The sequence below is a fragment of the Tuberibacillus calidus DSM 17572 genome (assembly GCF_000430685.1).
In the GTDB taxonomy this organism is placed as follows: domain Bacteria; phylum Bacillota; class Bacilli; order Bacillales; family Sporolactobacillaceae; genus Tuberibacillus; species Tuberibacillus calidus.
This window is the reverse complement of the sequence record NZ_AUMM01000082.1, coordinates 1-3,583: the sequence shown is the minus strand read 5'-3', so window position 1 is coordinate 3,583 and position 3,583 is coordinate 1. Positions and strand designations below refer to the sequence as shown.

General features: G+C 44.8%; 3 protein-coding genes and 2 tRNA genes. 1 reads left to right on the top strand and 4 read right to left on the bottom strand.

Features of this window, described 5'->3' with window-relative positions; translation table 11 throughout:
- Window positions 1–197: 197 nt before the first annotated feature.
- The 4 genes from H532_RS0113930 to H532_RS19040 all read right to left on the bottom strand — a co-directional run bounded on the left by H532_RS0113930 (window position 198) and on the right by H532_RS19040 (window position 3,162).
- Window positions 198–274, bottom strand: a tRNA-Pro gene (locus tag H532_RS0113930).
- A gap of 17 nt (window positions 275–291) precedes the next feature.
- Window positions 292–377: transfer RNA gene (locus H532_RS0113925), tRNA-Leu, on the bottom strand.
- Window positions 378–713: 336 nt separating this feature from the next.
- Window positions 714–1,898 (bottom strand): MalY/PatB family protein, encoded by a 1,185-nt coding sequence (locus tag H532_RS0113915; protein WP_038112599.1) that lies wholly within the window; start codon window positions 1,896–1,898, stop codon window positions 714–716.
- Between the two features lie 157 nt (window positions 1,899–2,055).
- Window positions 2,056–3,162 carry an NAD(P)H-dependent flavin oxidoreductase gene (locus H532_RS19040; protein WP_038112597.1) on the bottom strand — a complete coding sequence of 369 codons (1,107 nt, stop codon included), beginning with the start codon at window positions 3,160–3,162 and terminating at the stop codon, window positions 2,056–2,058.
- 85 nt (window positions 3,163–3,247) lie between these two features.
- Here H532_RS19040 and H532_RS0113905 point away from each other — a divergent pair, with 85 nt between their 5' ends.
- On the top strand, window positions 3,248–3,412 hold the full coding sequence (locus H532_RS0113905; RefSeq protein WP_027725968.1) for a twin-arginine translocase TatA/TatE family subunit: 165 nt from the start codon (window positions 3,248–3,250) through the stop codon (window positions 3,410–3,412).
- Window positions 3,413–3,583: the final 171 nt, after the last annotated feature.

Genomic DNA, 3,583 nt, shown 5'->3' with positions numbered 1-3,583 from the left:
CTACTCGGCGATGCCTTGCTTGAGTGCTCTACCAAGCTGAGTTTGTTCTGTTCCCTTCTCAATAAAATTTAAAACAGCCACTTTCGTGGCTGTGAATATTTTTTTATGTATTATTGATAAAAATAAAATGATCCAAATCGTGGATCACTACTTTTCGACTTTTCACGTACTACAGTTTATTATCGTTAAAATAAAAATGGTCGGGAAGACAGGATTTGAACCTGCGACCCCCACGTCCCGAACGTGGTGCTCTACCAAGCTGAGCCACTTCCCGATTGCTAAGACACAATATGGTGCGGACGAGAGGACTTGAACCTCCACGGTCGTGAAACCACTAGAACCTGAATCTAGCGCGTCTGCCATTCCGCCACGTCCGCAAAATTCAATGACAAATTATATTATACTCGGGTTTTAAAATTTTGCAAGACGTTTTATGAAGGAATTTTTTCCCGATCACACATCGTTGTTTAATCATCTTTGTCCAGCTTTGCCGTTTTATTCAAGCATGCATTGCCCGGCTTTGTTTGATGGCGCTTGGATGTTGGAAAACCTTTTAAAATGATCACAAAAGCTAAGGAAAGTAAAATCAGCAGCATGGCATGCCATAATAAGAAGTCAATCAGCTTGACTCAACTCCTCGAATCTATTTTACTGCCCTTTGCCCGTTGATGCAACTGCGGGGGACAGGATGCCCATCCCCCTAATTTTATAGTTTAATGGTTGGAGTGTTTATAAACTTGAACGGCTTTTTCGATTCTTTGTAAGGCTTCTTTCAAGACTGATCGCGGGCAACCGAAATTCATTCGGCAGAAGCCGTCGCCTTGTTTGCCAAATTGAAAACCGTCATTCAAACCGACTTTAGCTTCCCGAATGAGGAAATTCCTTAGTTCTTGGCCATACAAACCGAGCTCTCGGAAATCGAGCCAAGCAAGGTAAGTGGCTTCTGGAATGGTCATTTTTATTTCAGGGATCCTTTCGCTAAGAAAATGGCGGATCATGACGGCATTCTCGTGCAAGTAGTCCAAGAGTTCATCCAACCATTGGTCACCGTGATTATATGCGGCGGTGCTTGCCACGATACCAAAAAGATTGATGTGATTGAGTCCCATTTTGTTTGCTGTGACCCGGAATTCATTTCTCAGTTTACGATTTTTGATGATGGCGATGGATGTAAATAAACCGGCCAGATTAAAGGTTTTACTTCCGGAAATAAATGTGACGGATTGGTTTGCCAGTTGCTCGGACAGCGTATAAAACGGGGTGTGCGCCCCTTTTTCGTAGACTAAATCGGAATGAATTTCATCAGCGATGATCATAATGCCTTTTTCCGCACAGATTTCACCGAGCTGTAATAAATCTTCCCGCGACCATACCTGACCTATTGGGTTATGCGGGCTGCACAAAACGAATAATTTTGTGCGCTGATCGATTTTTTTCCGCAAGTCGTCAAAATCCATTACATATTTTCCATCCACCCGTTTTAATGGATTTTCTACAATGCGCCGGCCAAGTTCCTCCGAAGTTGAAAAAAAGGGCGGGTACACGGGTGGCTGGATGATGACCTTATCGCCGGGTTTAGTAAATGCATTGATGGCGACTTGAATGCCGGGGACAACGCCTGGGATGGCAACCATCCAGTCGGTATCGACTTCGGCACCAAAGCGGCGGTTCACCCAACCTTTAGCCGCCTCAAACAAAGCTCCGTTATCCCCTGGATATCCATAAATGGGGTGCTTCGCGCGTGCTTCAATGGCTTGAACGACTTCGGGTGGGCAAGGCAAATCCATATCAGCCACCCATAAAGGAAGAACATCCCCACTACCAAATATCCTTTCTCTGGCATCCCATTTGACAGAATTTGTTCCTAATCGGTCAATGATTTCATCAAAAATCGTCAATGCGTTCACCCCATTTCGCTTTTGTCAGACTTATCATAACACGCCCCGAATATTTCGGAAACCGGAATGCGTAAAGGTTTATCCTTCCGAACAGAAAAACCCCCGCTTCTAGGAAGGTAATCAATAGGAAGCCGTAGTGGCGTGTGCCCAAGAGTCGCTAGGCTTTGGGTAAGTGGGAGGACGCATGCATGGCACTTAGAATGCCTAAGACCCTCTCAACATCCCGAACGACGTTTTCCACGATCTGTTTTGCCGGAGCATTTTGACTAAGTGAAGCGGCTTGTCCAGCCCATAGTGACATATATTCTTTATTTCCGTGTTTTTTAGCGGCATTTCGCAATGGCTTCGTCAAAGCGTTTTGGATCGGATAGGGTAAGATGTCCGCTTCAAAATCACGCATAACCCTTATGTATTGATTTTCAATACCGCGAGCTTTTTTCCCAGAAAAAGCTTTTGTCATGACCGTTTGATCATCACGCGCTTTTCGAATGGCTTCTTTATATACCGGATGAATCCCGCTTTCCTCACTCGTTAAAAAGGCTGTACCCATCTGGACACCGGCAGCTCCAAGGGCAAGACTTGCTACGACGCCGCGGCCATCCATGATCCCACCGGAGGCAATCACGGGAAGTTTGACCCGGTCGACCATTTGTGGGATGAGCGCCATCGTGCCGATACCCTCGTTTTCGGCATTCTTGAAAAAGGTGCCGCGATGGCCACCGGCTTCACTTCCTTGCGCAACAATCGCATTCACACCGGCACGCTCCAGTGCCAAACCTTCTTGCACATTGGTAGCTGTTCCAATGATGACCGTCCCATTCGCTTTCAATTTTTCAAGCCAAAACGGTTTTGGAATGCCGAATGTAAAGCTAAATACTGGCACTTTTTCATCCAAGACAATCTCAAGCTGCTCCTCAAAAGGTTGAGGGTCAAGCGAGAGGTTTTCAAAGGAGAAAGGTTCTCCAAGGTCTTTTTCAAACCTTTTCAAAATCCCTTGCATTTTATCAATGGCATCTCTATCGGCGGATGCGGGTTCTGTGACCATTAAATTAACGGCAAACGGTTTGTCGGTTAAACGGCGGATTTCGCGAACAGCTTCACGAATCGCATGAGGCGAAAGGTACCCCGCCCCCAATGTCCCTAAGCCGCCGGCATTGGAAACGGCAGCGACTAACTCCGGTGTCGTTGCACCACCCGCCATTCCAGCTTGGATGATCGGATATTTGATCCCCAACAAGTTTACTAAGGTATTTGTCTCCCACATCGGTTCGACCTCCACTCATTCTTATTTGCGAAAATACATTAAACATATTATGATAATTGTGACATTAAAAAACGAAGGTGAAAACATGGGTAGCTTAGGATTCGGCGAAATTCTTTTAATCCTTATTTTTGCCCTATTTATTTTCGGACCGAAGAAGTTGCCTGAAATCGGGCGAGCAGCCGGTAAGACGCTTAAAGAATTTAAAAACGCTTTAGAAGGAAAATCAAGTCCAACGGAACATGATAAGTAAAAATTGGAAGGTTGACCCAACAGCTAGGGGCAAGCGTCCCTCTTGAGTCAACCTCTTTTTTTTTAAATGACTAAGGCCACTGACTTTGCAAATAAATGTTTTTAAACGGTAATGTAAATAAAATTTTACAAAAAAGGTATTTTTTATTAGACATTTATAAGAAAAACTCCT